Origin of the sequence: Thauera terpenica 58Eu (assembly GCF_000443165.1) — a bacterium.
GTDB classification, from domain to species: domain Bacteria; phylum Pseudomonadota; class Gammaproteobacteria; order Burkholderiales; family Rhodocyclaceae; genus Thauera; species Thauera terpenica.
In genome coordinates this window covers 46,647-61,797 of record NZ_ATJV01000125.1, presented here as the reverse complement: position 1 = coordinate 61,797, position 15,151 = coordinate 46,647, and the positions used below count along the sequence as shown (strand labels likewise).

General features: G+C 64.5%; 14 protein-coding genes. All 14 read right to left on the bottom strand.

All coding sequences use genetic code 11. From position 1 onward, the window contains the following. Position 1 precedes the first annotated feature (1 nt). Complete coding sequence (gene folC / locus M622_RS38840; RefSeq protein WP_031347642.1) at positions 2 to 1,315, bottom strand: bifunctional tetrahydrofolate synthase/dihydrofolate synthase; 1,314 nt, start codon at positions 1,313 to 1,315, stop codon at positions 2 to 4. After that, positions 1,315 to 2,193: an acetyl-CoA carboxylase, carboxyltransferase subunit beta gene (gene accD / locus M622_RS38835; RefSeq protein ID WP_021251143.1), complete on the bottom strand. Its 879-nt coding sequence runs from the start codon at positions 2,191 to 2,193 to the stop codon at positions 1,315 to 1,317. Before accD ends, folC begins: the two co-directional genes overlap by 1 nt. Then, complete coding sequence (gene trpA, locus M622_RS38830; protein ID WP_021251142.1) at positions 2,190 to 3,011, bottom strand: tryptophan synthase subunit alpha; 822 nt, start codon at positions 3,009 to 3,011, stop codon at positions 2,190 to 2,192. The genes accD and trpA overlap by 4 nt, the downstream gene beginning before the upstream one ends. Before the next feature lie 42 nt (positions 3,012 to 3,053). After that, the gene (gene trpB / locus M622_RS38825; protein ID WP_021251141.1) at positions 3,054 to 4,265 is read right to left on the bottom strand and encodes a tryptophan synthase subunit beta; all 1,212 of its coding nucleotides are present in this window, start codon (positions 4,263 to 4,265) and stop codon (positions 3,054 to 3,056) included. Then, a complete protein-coding gene (locus tag M622_RS38820; RefSeq protein WP_021251140.1) occupies positions 4,252 to 4,875 on the bottom strand; it encodes a phosphoribosylanthranilate isomerase in 624 nt (207 codons plus the stop codon). The genes trpB and M622_RS38820 overlap by 14 nt, the downstream gene beginning before the upstream one ends. Then, a complete protein-coding gene (gene truA, locus M622_RS38815; RefSeq protein ID WP_021251139.1) occupies positions 4,876 to 5,673 on the bottom strand; it encodes a tRNA pseudouridine(38-40) synthase TruA in 798 nt (265 codons plus the stop codon). Then, entirely contained in the window at positions 5,670 to 6,278 is a 609-nt protein-coding gene (locus M622_RS38810; RefSeq protein ID WP_031347640.1) for a CbiQ family ECF transporter T component, read from the bottom strand. Before M622_RS38810 ends, truA begins: the two co-directional genes overlap by 4 nt. 60 nt (positions 6,279 to 6,338) lie before the next feature. Beyond that, positions 6,339 to 9,545, bottom strand: coding sequence for a type IV pilus assembly protein FimV (locus M622_RS38805; protein WP_245543117.1), 3,207 nt, complete (start codon positions 9,543 to 9,545; stop codon positions 6,339 to 6,341). 211 nt (positions 9,546 to 9,756) lie between these two features. Beyond that, positions 9,757 to 10,890 carry an aspartate-semialdehyde dehydrogenase gene (gene asd / locus M622_RS38800; protein ID WP_031347639.1) on the bottom strand — a complete coding sequence of 378 codons (1,134 nt, stop codon included), beginning with the start codon at positions 10,888 to 10,890 and terminating at the stop codon, positions 9,757 to 9,759. 57 nt (positions 10,891 to 10,947) lie between these two features. Then, positions 10,948 to 12,012, bottom strand: a complete 1,065-nt coding sequence (gene leuB, locus M622_RS38795) for a 3-isopropylmalate dehydrogenase (protein WP_021251135.1) — start codon at positions 12,010 to 12,012, stop codon at positions 10,948 to 10,950. A gap of 36 nt (positions 12,013 to 12,048) precedes the next feature. After that, the gene (gene leuD, locus M622_RS38790) at positions 12,049 to 12,687 is read right to left on the bottom strand and encodes a 3-isopropylmalate dehydratase small subunit (protein WP_031347638.1); all 639 of its coding nucleotides are present in this window, start codon (positions 12,685 to 12,687) and stop codon (positions 12,049 to 12,051) included. After that, positions 12,687 to 12,815, bottom strand: a complete 129-nt coding sequence (locus M622_RS38785; protein WP_021251133.1) for an entericidin A/B family lipoprotein — start codon at positions 12,813 to 12,815, stop codon at positions 12,687 to 12,689. The genes leuD and M622_RS38785 overlap by 1 nt, the downstream gene beginning before the upstream one ends. A 28-nt stretch (positions 12,816 to 12,843) precedes the next feature. Further along, a complete protein-coding gene (gene leuC / locus M622_RS38780) occupies positions 12,844 to 14,253 on the bottom strand; it encodes a 3-isopropylmalate dehydratase large subunit (protein WP_021251132.1) in 1,410 nt (469 codons plus the stop codon). Between the two features lie 77 nt (positions 14,254 to 14,330). After that, on the bottom strand, positions 14,331 to 15,146 hold the full coding sequence (locus tag M622_RS38775) for a M48 family metallopeptidase (RefSeq protein WP_021251131.1): 816 nt from the start codon (positions 15,144 to 15,146) through the stop codon (positions 14,331 to 14,333). Between the last annotated feature and the right edge of the window lie 5 nt (positions 15,147 to 15,151).

Here is a 15,151-nt window from a genome sequence, read left to right as displayed (position 1 = left end):
GTCAGTGCCGGGCTGCCTTCACCGCGGCAAGCACATCAGCCACCGTCATGAAGGATCCGAAGACGACGATTCTATCACCCTCTTGCGCGCCTTGCTGCGCCGCAACATACGCTTCCATAGGCGACGCGTGGCAGCGTATGTCGCCCTCGATGCCGGCTGCGCGCATGCGCCCTGCCAACGCCTCCGCACCCAGGCCACGCGGCGCGGGCAGAGCTGCGAGCAACCAGTGATCAACCCGATTCTTCATCAACGCCACAACACCTTCAACATCCTTGTCCTCGAGCATGCCGAACACCGCCCAGGTTTCGGGATGGAAGCCCATGTTGCCCAGGTTCTCCGCGAGCACACCCGCCGCCTGCGGGTTGTGCGCCACATCCAGCACGACCACGGGTCGACCGGCCAGGGTCTGGAAGCGTCCGGGCGCATCGACCAGCATCAACCCTTCGCGAATGGCTTGCATCGATACCGGAACGCGGTCACGCAAGCTGTCGAGCACGGTCATGACCGCCGCTGCGTTGAGCAGCTGGTTGGCCCCGCGCAGCGCCGGATAGGCCAGGCCACCGCGCTTGACCAGCGCGCCGTGCACCGACGGTGCCGGGTAGCGCCAGTAGCCCCATTGCTGGCGGTCACCGCCAAAACCGAAGTCGCGCCCGCTCACCCACAACTGCGCGCCGACGGCCGCAGCATGAGCGAGCAGGGTCGCAGGGGGTTGCGGGTCACCACACACCGCCGGCCGGCCGGCACGGAAGATTCCCGCCTTCTCGAAGCCGATGGCGTCGCGCGTGCTGCCGAGATAATCCATGTGATCAAGCGCAATGCTGGTCACCAGCGCGCAATCCGCGTCGAACACATTGACCGCATCGAGACGCCCACCGAGGCCGACTTCGAGGATGATGACCTCAGGCTTTGCCGTGCAAAATATCGACCATGCGGCCAGCGTGCCGTGCTCGAAGTAGGTCAGCGGCGTGTCACCACGCGCGGCCTCGACCGCAGCAAAGCCGGCGATCAGCGCGTCGTCTGCGACGTCCTTGCCGTCAAGGCGGACCCGTTCGTTGTAGTGCAACAGATGGGGAGAGGTGTAGCAGCCGACTCGATAGCCTTCGGCGAGCAGGATGGCCTCGAGCATCGCGCAGCACGAACCCTTGCCATTGGTGCCGCCGACCGTGATCACGACGGCTTCGGGGTCGGGTCCAAGTCTTGTGCGCACTTCGGCGACACGCTCGAGTCCGAGCTGAATGGTTTGCGTGTGACGCTGCTCGAGCAGTTCCAGCCACCCCTCGAGGGTGAGCGGCAAAGCGGGGTTCGATGAGTCCATCAGGCGGTAGACGCGGCGGGTTGGCGCAGCAGAAGGTTGAGCAGGCGGGCGAGCTCCTGACCCAGCTCGCGACGATCAACGATCATGTCGATGGCGCCTTTTTCGAGCAGGAACTCGGCGCGCTGAAAACCTTCAGGCAACTTCTCGCGCACGGTCTGCTCGATCACGCGCGGTCCGGCGAACCCAATCAGCGCACCGGGTTCGGCAATCACGACGTCGCCCATGAAGGCGAAGCTCGCCGACACGCCGCCCATGGTCGGGTCGGTGAGCACGGTGACGAAAGGCAGGCGACGCTCGGCCAGGCGCGTGATCGCCGCCGTGGTCTTGGCCATCTGCATCAGCGAGAACAGACCCTCCTGCATGCGCGCCCCGCCCGAGGCGGTGATGCAGATGAAGGGCACGCGTTGCTCGTAGGCGGCCTTGGCGCCGCGCACGAAACGCTCGCCAACGACCGAGCCCATCGAACCGCCCAGAAACTCGAACTCGAAGCAGGCCACCACGACCGGCACGCCCTGGATCGAGCCCTGCATCACCACCATCGCATCGGCCTCACCGGTGTCCGATGCGGCAGCCGACAGGCGCTCGGTGTATTTGCGTGAATCCTTGAACTTGAGCGCATCGACTGGCACCACCTCGGCGCCGATCTCGAACCGGCGTTCGGCATCGAGCAGGAGGTCGAGGCGCTGGCGCGCACGCAGGCGATGATGATGGCCACACTTGGGGCAGACACCCTGGTTGCTGTCCAGGTCGGAGCGATAGAGCACCGCTTCGCAGGCCCCGCACTTGCTCCAGAGCCCTTCGGGAATGGACGACTTGCCGCGTCCGTTGCTGTCGCTGCGCTTGATCTTCGGCGGCAGCAGTTTCTCCAACCAGCTCATGAGTTCACTCCAGTTTTCGGGATCGCATCAAGCGCAGCACGGATCTCACGCATGAAGGCCGCGACCCGCGCCGCCTCTTCTCCGCGCGGGCTGAGCTCGATCTCCTCGATGATCCGGCTGCCGATGACCACCGCGTCGGCAACCGCGCCCACGCGCTGCGCGCTTTGCGCATCGCGGATACCGAAACCGACGCCGACGGGCATGCCGACCGCCTCACGAATGCGCGGTATGCGGCGCGCCACCTCATCGATATCGATCTTGGCGCTGCCGGTCACACCCTTGAGCGAAACGTAGTAGATATAACCACTGCCCACCGCGGCCACGTCGGTAAAACGCTGCTCGGTCGATGTCGGTGCCAGCAGGAAGATCGGATCCAGGTCTGCGGCCTTGGCCGCGCGGGCAAAGTTGACGCACTCTTCGGGCGGGTAGTCGACCACCAGCACGCCATCCACGCCGGCGGCCTGTGCAGCCGCGGCAAAGGTATCGACCCCCATGGCCTCGATCGGGTTGGCGTAGCCCATCAGCACCACCGGGGTGTCCGTATTTTCGCTACGGAAGCTGCGCACGATGTCGAGCACCTTGCGCAGGCTCATGCCCTGCGCGAGCGCGGTCTCGGAGGCACGCTGGATGGTGGGCCCATCGGCCATCGGATCGGAGAACGGGACGCCGAGCTCGATGATGTCCGCCCCGCCGTCGACGAGGGCACGCATCAGCGGCAGCGTCATCTCCGGCGCGGGAAAACCGGCAGTAATGAAGGGGATCAGCGCCTTGCGCGAATCGGCCTTGAGGTGCTGGAAAACGGTCTGGATTCTTGACATGTCTCGATCACACTGCGGGCCGCAAAGCGGCCCGGGGCAGGTTCAGAACTGAAGGCCGGAGCGCTCGGCGACGGTATGCATATCCTTGTCGCCACGGCCGGAGAGGTTGACCAGCAGGATCTTGTCCGCAGGCAGGGTCGGCGCCAGCTTGGCGGCGTAGGCCAGCGCATGGGCGGACTCAAGCGCCGGGATGATGCCCTCAAGACGGCACAGATCATGAAAGGCCTGCAGCGCTTCGGCGTCGGTGATGCCAACGTAGTCGGCCAGCGCAGTGTCCTTGAGCCAGGCGTGCTCGGGGCCGACGCCAGGGTAGTCGAGACCGGCAGAAATCGAGTGCGTCTCGATGATCTGGCCGTCCTCGTCCTGCAGCAGATAGGTGCGGTTGCCGTGCAGTACGCCGGCGCGGCCCGCGGTCAGCGAGGCGGAGTGGCGCCCGGTCTCCAGGCCCTCTCCCGCCGCCTCGACACCGACCAGCTTCACACCCGGCATGCCGATGTAGGGATGGAAGATGCCCATCGCGTTCGAACCGCCGCCCACGCAGGCCAGCACGTAGTCCGGCTGCCGCCCGGCCATTTCGGGCATCTGCACCAGACACTCCTTGCCGATCACGGTCTGGAAGTCGCGCACCATCATCGGATAGGGGTGCGGGCCAGCCACCGTTCCGATGATGTAGAAGGTATCCGCGACGTTCGTCACCCAGTCGCGCATCGCTTCGTTGAGCGCGTCCTTGAGCGTACGCGAGCCGGATTCGACCGGCACCACGGTAGCGCCCAGCAGCTTCATGCGGTAGACGTTGGCGGCCTGGCGCTTGACGTCCTCGGCCCCCATGTACACGACGCACTCCATGCCGTAGCGCGCGGCGACGGTCGCGGTGGCGACGCCGTGCTGGCCGGCACCGGTCTCCGCGATCACACGCGGCTTGCCCATGCGGCGGGCGACCATGGCCTGGCCGATGCAGTTGTTTATCTTGTGCGCGCCCGTATGGTTCAGGTCTTCGCGCTTGAGGTAGATCTGCGCGCCGCCGAGCAAGGTCGACCACCGCCTGGCGTGATAGATCGGGCTAGGGCGGCCAACGTAATGCTTGAGTTCGTGCTCGAACTCGGCGACGAACGCTGCATCGGCCTGGCAGGCCGCGTAGGCTTCCCTCAGCTCGGTCAGCGCCGGCATCAGGGTTTCGGCAACGAAGACGCCACCATAGGGGCCGAAATGCCCACTTGGATCGGGGAACTGGTAAGGCGTGTCAGCCATCTGCATCTCGAACTCCGGCTATGAACGCGGCGATCTTCGCCGTGTCCTTGATTCCCTTGTCACTTTCGACACCACTCGACACATCGACCGCCCACGGGCGGATGCGTCGCACGGCATCGACCACATTGTCTGCATCGAGCCCGCCGGAAAGCACGAGCGGCCGCCCGAACCCCCGCGGGATCAGCGACCAGTCAAAGGTCTTTCCGCCGCCGCCATAGCCCTCGACAAAGGCGTCGACGAGGATGCCACTGGCGCCAGGATGTAAGGACGCGAATTCTACCAGATCGACTCCGGCACGCATTCGCGCCGCCTTGATCCAGGGTCGGCCAAAGCGGGCGCAATCAGCCTCCACTTCGTCACCGTGAAACTGCAATAGTTGCAGGGGTACGCGTTCGAGAACGCAATTTACTTCGTCTGCGGTGGCGTTCACGAACAGGCCCACGGAAGCGACGAAAGGGGGCAGCAAGGCAACGAGCTCGGCGGCCTGCGCGATGCTCACCGCACGTGGGCTGGACGCATAGAAGACAAAGCCGATCGCGTCGGCACCATGGGCGACAGCCGCACGCACATCTTGCGCCCGGGTCAGGCCGCAGATCTTGATTCGGGTACGGGACATTCAGACGAGGGGTAGCTGGGGCAGCGCGATGATACGCCCATCGTTGGGGAGCGACCAGCGCGATGGGTAGCTGACACCGCACAGATAAAGGCCGTCCGGTGAAAAGGTCGGTGCCGCCCCGCTGCGATCGCGCGCCTCGAGCACCTCCTGCATCCAGCCTACCGGACAGCGCCCCTTGCCGATATAAACGAGCGCACCCACGAGCTTGCGAATCATGTGGTGCAGAAAACCATTGGCGCGAAAGTCGAACAGCAGATAGTCACCCTGGCGCATGACGCGGGCCTCGCGCATGATCCTGACCGGGGTTTTGGACTGACAGCCGGCGGCGCGGAAGGACGAGAAATCGTGCGTCCCGACCAGACAGGCCACTGCTTCGGCCATGCGCAACTCGTCCAGCCGCACATGGAACCATCCAACACGTCCCGCCAGCATCGCCGGGCGGGTGGGCGCGTTGTGCAGGATGTAGCGATACTGACGCTCATAAGCAAGAAAGCGCGCATGAAACGCATCATCGACCGGCGCGGCCCAGCGCACGACAACGGCGGACGGCAACAGTGCGTTCACGCCGCGCACCCAGGCGGTCAAGGGCCGATCCGCCATGGTGTCGAAATGGGCGACCTGAGCACTCGCATGCACCCCGGTGTCGGTACGCCCGGCACAATGCAGCCTGACCGGATGAGCAGCAATCTGCGCCAGGGCCTTCTCCAGCACATCCTGCACCGTACGCCCGTGAGCCTGGCTTTGCCAGCCGCAAAAGGCATCACCGGCGTACTCCACACCCATCGCGATGCGCGTCATGACAGGCTCCAGCTCAGCACCACAAGGAGCACACCGAGCGCGACCACCACATCCCTTGCCCCCAGGCGCTCACGCATGAGCACGATCGGCTGCAGCTCGACGCCGTGCTCATCATCGCGCAACCAGTCCTTCCAGTGCACCGCCCCCTGCCCGCGCGGCGAAGCATCGACAAAGCGCAAGACCAGCATCAGACGCAGCGCAAGTTCGCTCGCACGCAGGCCGATCAGGGAAAACGGACGGCACAGGCTGTAGAACCCACCCACAAGGCGCTCCAGTGACAAGCGCTCGAGCAACAGCGCCACGGCCGACACCACCACCAGCAGACGCCCGCCATGGAGCGCGGCGAGCACGATACCCTCACGGCTTGGCGACCATTGCGGCCAGTGCACAAGCAAGGCTTCGCCAGGAGTGAACCAGCCGAACAGGATGAGGATCGCGAGCATCAGCACCCTCACCCGCCGCAGCAGGCGCAGCGCCCTCGAACGCGCGCACACCAGCGCCAGAAGGAGACTGGCAAGCACAGCGCACGCGAGCGCGACAGGCGCAAGAAACTGCACCGACGCCACGCCAGCGAACCATAGCAAGAGTAGAAATCCGGAGTGCATGGGTGTTGACCCCCTTGCCGCCGCGGAGCCGGGGCCCTGCGGCGGCAAAGTGAGAAGTCCTCAGGACAGGCGTGCAATCATCTCACGCGCGCGCGCCTGCTGGGCCTCTGAGCCCTCTCGCAGCGCCTCTTCGAGAAGTTCCAGCGCGCCTTCCTTGTCACCCATGTCATCGTAGGCACAGGCCAGCTCGAGCTTGGTGTCGACCTCGTCAGAGGACGCCTCGAAGCTCGATTCAGCCGGTTTCAGACCGGTCCCGAACTGCTCACCTTGAGTTGTCTTGACCGCTTCCGGCCTGGTTTCACTCGCCTCTTCTGCGGGCTCACCAAAGCCATCCAGATCGAGATCTATGGAGGTCAGATCCAGCCCTGCAGCACTGGCAGGCGAAGACTCCATCGGCATGTCGATATCGAAATCAAAATCCAGAAGACTACTGTCGAAGCTCGTATTCTCGAGATCCACAACCGCAGCCGCCTCCGCCACACCCTCTCCTTGCGCGCCATCAGACTCATTCTCGCTCATCAGTGCATCAGCCTGCACGAGCGTCTGATTGAGGTCCATGCCTTTGGTGGGAGATGCCTGCAGGTCCAGATCGGGCAATTCGAACTCCAGACTGGCGGCCAGGTTGCCGTCGGCACCGACCATCGTCACCGCAGCGCTGTCGAACGCCGCCGTGGCAGCTGGATCGGTGTTCACGTCCGGGCGCGGATCCGCCTCTGCTGTGAAGGCAAGCTCATCTGCGCTGGCAGCCGCCTCGGGCTCGTCGATTTCGAGATCGAAACTGAGGTCGGCATCTTCGGTGGGCTGTGCCGCAGGCGCCTGCGCGACGGGCGAAGATGGCGGCTCAGTCGAGGACTCCGGCACCGGCTCCTCATCTACCGGCTCCTCATCTCCCAGGTCGAGATCGAAGTCGAGCGCGCCGACATCGAATGAGGTGCCGGTTTCAAAGTCGGCCACTGGCTCAGCTTCCAGCGCGGCAAGCGCCATGTCCAGGTCCGGCAGGCCAGTGTCCTCATCGCCCTCCTTGTCGCTGGAAAATTGGCGCAGATCGCCCGGCACGGTCCAGGTGTCGCGCATCTGTGACTGGCTCGGCCCCATCGGTGCGGAGCTCGTGAAGTCCAGGCTGGCCAGTGAAGCCGGCTGCTCTGCCGGCTCCTCTGCCTGCTGCTCGTGGTCGGCGCCGAGCTCAAGATCAAGGTCGGGTTCGTGCTCGGTGCTGGGTTGCTGCGCCCGCCCATCACCGCGACGCGTCTGCGCGCTCGCCGCCGCCACCGCGGCACCGGCTGCAAATATCGCACCCGCAGGCAGCTCGGTGCGCGGAGCGCCGACATCGTCCCCGCCACCCGACTCTGCGTACAGCAGATTATCCGCATCAAGCGTACGTCCCAGCGCAGCGGCCTTGTGCCATTCACTCCCCTGCCCGTTGGTACGGCCAAACAGCTCACTGGCGATGGTTTCGAACTGGCGTATGTCCTGGCGCTGCGCATAGATCTCGAGCAACTTGAGATAAATCGCGGCACGCTCAGGATCAGCCTTGAGCGCATCCTGCAGGATCTCTTCGGCCTGGATATCGCGTCCATAGGCCATATAGACGTCTGCCTCTGCAACCGGATCGACACCTTCGTCACTGTCGATCGGAGCAAAGCCGGACTGGCTGAAATCGGTTTGCATGATGCTGCTGGCGCCGGTATCGACGCTCTGCCCGCCGGTCGCAATGAACACCCCCTGCCCGCCCGGCGCCGGCTCACCCAGCGCGCCCGCGCTGGTGGCCAAGGACTGCTTGCGGCGCTGGGCGGCCTTGATGCCCAGATAAGCAAGCAGCAGCGCGAGGATGCCGGCGCCCCCTGCGATCACGGTCGGGTCACCCGCGAGCGACTCCATCATGCTCGGTTCCGGCTCTGGTGCGGGCGGCGGCGGCGGACGACGCGGGCGCTTCGCCGCAGTCGGCTCGGCCACTTTCGCAGCCTCGGGCGCCGCGGCAGCTTCCGTGGCCGGCGTCGTGCCAGGACCAGGAGATGCAGGGACGGGCGCGGTGACATCGGCAGCCTGGGGAGCAGGTGCCGGCTTTTCTGCGGGAGGCGTCTGCGCTGCAGGCGCTTCCGATACGGGCTTCTGCGGCGTCGCAGCCTCCGAGGTCTGTGGATCGGGGGCAGGAGCGGGTGTCAGTGCGGCGGTTGCGCCCTGCTGCAGCTGCGCCAGGGTATCGCTGCGCAACTCCAGCAGTTTCTGCATGTCACGCATGCTCGCCTCCAGCTGGGCCAGCCTGGCAGAGGCTTCTTCAAGTGCCTTTTCCCGCACCGCGAGCTCTTCTTCGAGCGCCTGCAAGCGAGCGCCGGCATCTGCATCGCCCGCCCCCCCCTCGGGCTGGCTACGTGAGACCTTGAGCTGATCACCCGCATCCACGGACGGCCGCGGCTCTTCTACCCGCGGCACGATGCGCCCTGCGCTCTGCTGCTCGCCCGCGACCTCTGGCGCGGCGGCGCGGCGTGTGCTTGCCGCCGCCAGGCCACGCCGGTAGGCGTCGAAGTCAAGCGACTGCGCGCGAATTTCGCGCCTGGCTTGTGCCGTATCAATGCTGCGTGCTGCATCGGCGTCAGGAATGGTCAGCACTTCACCGGCGCGAAGTCGATTGATGTTTGCGCCGTCAAAGGCATTGCGGTTGGCACGATACAAAGCCACCAGCATCTGGTCGAGCGTCACCCCCGGCAGTGCATGCGCAGCCGCAATCCGATTCAGGGTGTCGCCGCGACCCACAGCGTAGGTATCGGGCGCAGAGCGCGCCGCCGCCGCCGAGCGCCTGGGTGCTGGCGCCTGGCGGGTTGCTGGCGCCAGCGCCGGCACATTCACGGGTGCGGCGAGGGGGCGTTGCGCGACGAGATCGACCGGGTCGAGCAGAAAGGTATATTCACGCGCAATGCGTCCATTGGCCCAGTTGAGCTCGACCAGCAGATCCACAAACGGATCATTGATGGGACGATCGCTGGACAGTCGGATGACCGGACGCGCGGCGCGCGTATCGACGCTGACCCTGATCGCCGCCACCGCAGCGGAATAAGTGATGTTGGCCTGTCGAAACGCATCGGGCGACCCGATGCGTGCCAGCATTGATTGCAATTCCTGTGGCGTTGCCGTGACCTGTATTTCTGCACGCAGCGGCTGTCCCAGCCCGCTGAAGACATTGATCTGTCCGAGGCCTGCGGCCTGCGAGCCCAGCGGTATCGAAGCAAGCGCAAGCGCGATCAGCGATGCCTTGAGCGAAGTCTTCATCATGGTCTTCAAGCTGCTGTTCTCCCCAGGTGCCGAGCGCTCATATCGAACAGCGTCGTCGTTTGGGTTAGGAATCTAGCATTTTCCGGGACTAGCCGCAGCAATCCACCGGGATTCGCCACGTATCGTCGTGAATTTGTTCCGCAAAACGCCTTGGCCGCAAAACGCCAAGGGGGCCTCAGGCCCCCTTGGTAACGGCAGACCAAGCCGCTTCTTAACGCTCGAGCAGGATGCGCAACATGCGGCGCAAGGGCTCGGCCGCACCCCACAGCAACTGATCGCCCACCGTAAAAGCGGCGAGGTACTCCGGCCCCATCGCCATCTTGTGCAGACGCCCGACCGGGACCGACAGTGTGCCCGTGACTGCAGTCGGTGTCAGTTCGCGCTCGCTGATCTCCCTATCGTTCGGCACCACCTTCACCCATGGGTTGGCGGCTGCGATGATCGCGCTGATCTCGTCGAGGGGCACATCCTTCCTGAGTTTGATGGTGAGCGCCTGCGAGTGGCAGCGCATGGCCCCGATGCGCACGCACAGGCCATCGATCGGAATCGAGCCCGCCGCGCGGAAGGGCGCATTACCGAGGATCTTGTTGCACTCCGCGCCGCCCTTCCATTCTTCCTTGCTCTGCCCATGCTCGACCGGCACATCGATCCACGGAATCAAACTGCCCGCGAGCGGGGTGTCACGGAAATTCTTTTTCGGGAACGCGTCCGAACGGATGGTCTCGGCAACCTTGCGATCAATGTCGAGGATGGCCGAGGCCGGATCGGCAAGGAGATCCTTGACCGAATCGTGAATGACGCCCATCTGACTGATCAACTCGCGCATGTTCTGCGCACCGGCGCCCGAAGCCGCCTGATAGGTCATCGCCGAGATCCACTCGACCAGATCGTGCTTGAACAACCCACCCAGGCCCATCAGCATCAACGAAACCGTGCAGTTACCGCCAATCCAGTCACGCCCACCCTTGGCCAGCGCCGCATCGATGACGTCGCGGTTGACCGGGTCGAGGATGACCACCGCGTCGTCGTTCATGCGCAACGCCGAGGCGGCGTCGATCCAGTGACCATTCCAGCCGGTGGCGCGCAACTTGGGAAAGACTTCCTTGGTGTAATCACCGCCCTGGCAGGTGATCACGATGTCGCAGGACTTGAGCGCGTCAATGTCCATCGCATCCTGCAGCGACGTGGCCGCGTCCTTGCCTCCGAACGCCGGGGCCCTGCCACCGGCATTCGAGGTGGAGAAATACACCGGCTCGATGAAGGCGAAATCGCCCTCTTCCACCATGCGCTGCATGAGCACGGAACCGACCATGCCACGCCAGCCAACCAGACCCACTCGATTCATCTTGATCACTCTCAAAAAATAAGGATTGTCCTGAAACCCGGCGGATGCGTCGCGCGCTTAGAGCGCGGCAAGCACCGCATCACCCATCGCCCGCGTGCCGACCTTTTGGGTACCGGGCTCGTAGATATCGCCGGTGCGGAAACCTTGCGCCAGCACCTTTCTGACCGCAGCTTCGACGCGCTGTGCGGCCTCTTCATGATTGAAGGTATAGCGCAACATCATGGCTGCAGACAGGATGGTCGCCAGGGGGTTGGCCAGGTCCTTGCCGGCGATGTCGGGCGCCGAACCGTGTGAGGGCTCGTACATGCCCTTGTTGTTCGCATCCAGCGAGGCCGAGGGCAGCATGCCGATCGAGCCAGTGAGCATCGACGCCTCATCCGACAAGATGTCACCGAACATGTTCCCGGTGACCATCACGTCGAACTGCTTGGGCGCGCGCACAAGCTGCATCGCGGCGTTATCGACAAGCATGTGACTGAGTTCGACGTCCGGGTAGTCCCTGGAGACCTCAATCGCGATGTCGCGCCACAGCTGGGTGCACTCGAGCACGTTCATCTTGTCGACCGAGCACAGCTTCTTGCCGCGCTTTTGTGCCGCCTCGAACGCCACCTTGAGGATGCGGCGGATCTCGTATTCGGCGTAGATCATCGTGTTCCAGCCCACACGCTGCTGCGTGCCCTCGACTTCACGCACTTCGATCCCGCGCGGCTGGCCGAAGTAGATGTCGCCGGTGAGCTCACGCACGATCAGGATATCGAGGCCGGAGACGATTTCCGGCTTCAGTGAAGAGGCGTTGGCCAGCTCCGGATAGAGGATGGCCGGGCGCAGGTTGGCGAACAGGCCGAGGTCCTTGCGGATGCCGAGCAAACCGCGCTCTGGCCGCTGTTCGCGCGGCAGCGAATCCCACTGCGGCCCGCCAACCGCACCCAACAACAATGCATCCGCTTCGCGCGCGAGCTTCTGCGTCGCTTCCGGGTAAGGCGTGCCGGTCGCATCGACCGCACAGCCACCGAGCAGCGCCTCTTCCATCTCCAGTTTCAGGCCGAGCGCATTGAGCACACGTATCGCCTGCGCCATGATCTCAGGACCGATGCCGTCACCCGGCAACACGCAAATCTTCATTGAATCGTTTTCCTTGTTTGACCGAATCCGTGGGACTCAGGCGAAGTAGTAGGGATGCTGGGCGCGACGCTGGGCTTCGAAGGCGCGGATCTTGTCCTCGTGGCGCAGGGTCAGGCCGATATCGTCCCAGCCATTGAGCAGGCATTCCTTGCGGAAGGCGTCGACTTCGAAGTGGATCACCTTGCCATCGGGGCGGGTGACGGTCTGCGCCGCGAGGTCAACGGCCAGCCGGTAGCCTTCATTGGCTTCACACTGGAGAAACAGCTCGTCGACTTCGGCCGCATCCAGCCTGATCGGCAACAGCCCGTTCTTGAAGCTGTTGTTGAAGAAGATGTCGGCGAAGCTGGGGCCGATCAGCACGCGCAGACCGAAGTCTTCAAGCGCCCACGGCGCATGCTCGCGCGAGCTGCCACACCCGAAGTTATCGCGCGTCAGCAGGATCTGCGCACCCTGATAGCGCGGCTGATTGAGCACGAAATCAGGGTTGAGCGGACGTTGGCTGTTGTCCTGGCCGGGCTGGCCGACATCGAGGTAACGCCATTCATCGAACGCGTTCGGGCCGAAGCCGCTGCGCTTGATCGACTTCAGGAACTGCTTGGGGATGATGGCGTCGGTGTCGACATTGGCGCGATCAAGCGGCGCCACCAGACCATCGAGCTGGGTAAACGGATTCATCATTTCACTGCCCTCTGGATGGCCTCGCCACCCGCTTCAATGTCGCGCCCCACACCGTGCACGGTGTTGCAGGCAATGGAGACGAAGCCTGCGATCAGCGCGGCGGCAATCAGTGCAAGTTTTTTCATTGCGTGCTCCGGAATCTGCCGCCGGCGCTCAGCTGAGCTGGCGCACGTCGGTGAAGTGACCCATCACGGCGGCAGCCGCGGCCATCGCGGGGCTGACAAGATGGGTGCGACCACCCGCGCCCTGACGGCCTTCGAAGTTGCGGTTCGAGGTCGAGGCGCAGCGCTCGCCCGGCTCCAGACGGTCGGCATTCATCGCCAGACACATCGAACAGCCCGGCTCACGCCACTCGAAGTCGGCCGCCATGAAGATCTCGTGCAGGCCCTCTTCCTCAGCCTGGCGCTTGACCAGACCCGAGCCCGGCACCACCAGCACACGCTTCACGTTGGCCGCCTTCTTGCGCCCCTTGGCCACCGCCGCCGCCTCGCGCAGATCCTCGATGCGCGAGTTGGTGCACGAACCGATGAAGACCTGATCGACTGCAATCTCGGTGATCAGCGTGTTGGGCGCCAGGCCCATGTACTTCAGCGCGCGCTCCATGCCTTCACGACGCACCGGATCGGCAACCGTGGCCGGATCGGGCACCCGTCCATCGACGGTGGTGACCATCTCCGGCGAGGTCCCCCAGGTGACCTGGGGCTGGATGTCGGCCGCGTCGAGCTCGACAACCTTGTCGAACTGCGCGTCATCGTCGCTCTTGAGCGTGCGCCAGTAGGCCACCGCCTGCTCCCAGAGCTCGCCCTTGGGTGAAAATGCCCGCCCCTTCAGATAATCGATCGTCGTCTGATCCACACCGATCATGCCCGCACGTGCGCCGGCCTCGATCGCCATGTTGCATACCGTCATGCGGCCTTCCATCGACAGCGAGCGGATGGCGCTGCCGCCGAACTCGATCGCATAACCGGTACCGCCGGCCGTGCCGATCTTGCCGATGATGGCCAGCACAATGTCCTTCGCGCTCACGCCCCTGCCCGGCTGACCATCGACCCTGACCAGCAAGGTCTTCGACTTCTTCTGCAACAGACACTGGGTCGCCATCACGTGCTCGACCTCGGACGTGCCGATGCCGTGCGCAAGACAGGCAAAGGCGCCATGCGTCGAGGTGTGGGAGTCGCCGCAGACGACGGTCATGCCGGGTAGCGTGGCGCCGTTCTCCGGGCCGATGACATGGACGATGCCCTGGCGCGCGTCCCGGAACGGGAAGTAAGCGAGCGAGCCGATCTCACGCATGTTGGCATCCAGGGTCTCGACCTGCTGGCGCGAGACCGGATCCTCGATGCCGCGCTCCCAGTGATCGGTCGGGGTGTTGTGATCGGCGGTGGCGACGATGGAGCTGACTCGCCACGGCTTGCGCCCAGCGAGCTTCAGGCCCTCAAAGGCCTGCGGGCTGGTGACCTCGTGCACAAGGTGACGATCGATGTAGATCAGTGCCGTACCGTCGGCCTCTTCATGGACGACGTGACTGGACCAAAGCTTTTCGTACAGGGTTCGAGCTGCCATCCCGTGTATTCCGCGCAAAAAAAGAAATCGATTATTTCACAAAGCCGTGAAAACTGGCCAGTTGCCGCAGCGCACGCTCAGCGTCGTGCGGCCTGGTACAAGGGCATCACACGCTCCGCGTAGGCGGCGAGGTCGCGCTGACGGCTGGTGTGCGAGGGGTGGGTGGACAGCCACTGCGGCGGCGCACCTGCCGACTGCGAAGCCATCTTCGTCCACAGGCTCAGCGCAGCACGCGGGTCGTAGCCTGCGCGCGCGGCCAGCTCCACCCCGATGCGATCGGCTTCGGTCTCGTGCTCGCGCGAGTTCGGCAACTCGAAGCTCACCTTTGCCACCGTACCCATCAAGTCCTGTCCGGCCTGGCCGACGCCCAGCAAGGCTCCCGCGACCGAAATGCCCAGCCCGGTTGCCATCGATTTGGACACCCGTTCGCGCGCATGTTCACGCAGGGCGTGCGCAATCTCGTGCCCCATCACCGCGGCGATTTCGTCGTCGCTGAGCTTGAGCCCGTCCAGCAGCCCGGTATAGATCGCCATCTTCCCACCCGCCATGCACCAGGCGTTGAGCTCCTTCGAGCTCAGAACATTGACCTCCCACTGCCAGGCGGGCGCATCGGCACGGAACACCCCGGATTGCTGCGCGAGCCGCGCCACAATGCGACGCACACGCTGCACGCTGGCGGCATCGCGATTGAGGATCTTGTTCTTGCGCGCCTCGGCCATCATCTCGTCGTACTGCTGGCGCGATGCCTGCTCCACCTCTTGCGCCGACACCATCATGAGTTGCGAGCGCTGAACGCCAACCGCCCCCCCGTGGGTTGTCTGCACGGTCTGACAGGCAACGCTGGTGAGCGCGACCAGCAGCACGGGCAACACGCGCCTGAACATCAAACTCATTGCTT

Coding starts and splice junctions, on each gene's coding strand:
- truA (WP_021251139.1), bottom strand. CDS start 5,673: ATGACGCGCATCGCGATGGGTGTGGAGTACGCCGGTGATGCCTTTTGC.
- accD (WP_021251143.1), bottom strand. CDS start 2,193: ATGAGCTGGTTGGAGAAACTGCTGCCGCCGAAGATCAAGCGCAGCGAC.
- trpA (WP_021251142.1), bottom strand. CDS start 3,011: ATGTCAAGAATCCAGACCGTTTTCCAGCACCTCAAGGCCGATTCGCGC.
- leuB (WP_021251135.1), bottom strand. CDS start 12,012: ATGAAGATTTGCGTGTTGCCGGGTGACGGCATCGGTCCTGAGATCATG.
- M622_RS38805 (WP_245543117.1), bottom strand. CDS start 9,545: ATGATGAAGACTTCGCTCAAGGCATCGCTGATCGCGCTTGCGCTTGCT.
- asd (WP_031347639.1), bottom strand. CDS start 10,890: ATGAATCGAGTGGGTCTGGTTGGCTGGCGTGGCATGGTCGGTTCCGTG.
- leuD (WP_031347638.1), bottom strand. CDS start 12,687: ATGAATCCGTTTACCCAGCTCGATGGTCTGGTGGCGCCGCTTGATCGC.
- M622_RS38810 (WP_031347640.1), bottom strand. CDS start 6,278: ATGCACTCCGGATTTCTACTCTTGCTATGGTTCGCTGGCGTGGCGTCG.
- M622_RS38775 (WP_021251131.1), bottom strand. CDS start 15,146: ATGAGTTTGATGTTCAGGCGCGTGTTGCCCGTGCTGCTGGTCGCGCTC.
- trpB (WP_021251141.1), bottom strand. CDS start 4,265: ATGCAGATGGCTGACACGCCTTACCAGTTCCCCGATCCAAGTGGGCAT.
- M622_RS38820 (WP_021251140.1), bottom strand. CDS start 4,875: ATGTCCCGTACCCGAATCAAGATCTGCGGCCTGACCCGGGCGCAAGAT.
- folC (WP_031347642.1), bottom strand. CDS start 1,315: ATGGACTCATCGAACCCCGCTTTGCCGCTCACCCTCGAGGGGTGGCTG.
- M622_RS38785 (WP_021251133.1), bottom strand. CDS start 12,815: ATGAAAAAACTTGCACTGATTGCCGCCGCGCTGATCGCAGGCTTCGTC.
- leuC (WP_021251132.1), bottom strand. CDS start 14,253: ATGGCAGCTCGAACCCTGTACGAAAAGCTTTGGTCCAGTCACGTCGTC.